Here is a 1,120-nt window from a genome sequence, read left to right on the forward strand (position 1 = left end):
CTTGCTTTCTTCAATCCCCGTAACCGGCAATAGCGAAGCCCGTGCAGCTCTTTTGAGTCTGCGAAGCTTCGCTCAATTTTTTCCTTTCTAAATTTATAAAGCATTTTTCCAGATTTAGATAAGCGATTTTCCCTTACCTTTTCCTTGTGCTCTTCCCAAACATGACGTGTCACTACTTTTACCTTATTTTTGGAGCGTGTACATTGGGAAAGAAGTGGGCAGTTTTCACATTTCTTCGAATCAGACTTATATTCTTTATAACCCTCACGGTTTGTTGTACTATAGGGTAATTCTTGATTATTAGGACAAACGTATAGATCTCGTTCTTTACCATATGTAAATTTCCATTTTGGGAATAGACCAGTAGTAGGATGAAATCTTCTATGGGCAAATACTCCTAAGATATTTTGGTCAGATAATCCCTTACTAATCGGGTTCGTTAGATAACCGGAATCAAGTGCCACAGCTTCTACCTTAAATCCAAATCGTTGAGTGGTGTGGAACAGGATCCTTAAATTTCAGGCCTAAAAACCAGCGGTAGGCAACATTCATTTCAATTTCTCTTTGTAATTGTCGCTCGGATCGGATGCCATAAATATAACCAATAAACATCATTTTAAATAGAATAGTGGGATCGGAAGGGCGTCCGTTATCATCACTATAATAAGGACGTACCTTTTCAAGAAGGAATGAAAGATCAATATATTTATCGATTAAACGAAGAAGGTGATTGTCAGGAACCAATTCATCAATAGAAACAAATTCATATTCACTTTGGGTAGATACTCTTGGTTTAAACATAGATTTCACCACTTAATTTTTTATTGTTTGGTTGTGTTAAGAGCAGTGTATTATTGATTTTACAGCTCTGTTGATTTGCGCGGAAGGCACGCAGACTCCTGCGGGAGTACGGGGCAGGGGAGACCCCGCAGGCGCTTAAGCGAGGGCACTGAAAAACTTACGTTTTTATTTTTTATGGTTGAACAAAAGACAAAAAAAGCAACTTTCTTCCGAAATAGAAGATAAAGTTGCTTGTTCCCCTTGGCTATTCTTATTCCTTTTCATTTAGAAGCTTTATAATCCGTTTTAGATTGACTGCGAATATCGTTGTGGCTCCTTG

At 38.1% G+C, this 1,120-nt stretch carries 1 pseudogene; it reads right to left on the reverse strand.

The annotated features are described in order from the left end of the window. Positions 1-801 (reverse strand): annotated as a pseudogene (locus J7E66_RS30325) (transposase); the annotation flags it as partial. Between the last annotated feature and the right edge of the window lie 319 nt (positions 802-1,120).

It is taken from the genome of Bacillus sp. ISL-7 (assembly GCF_018613065.1).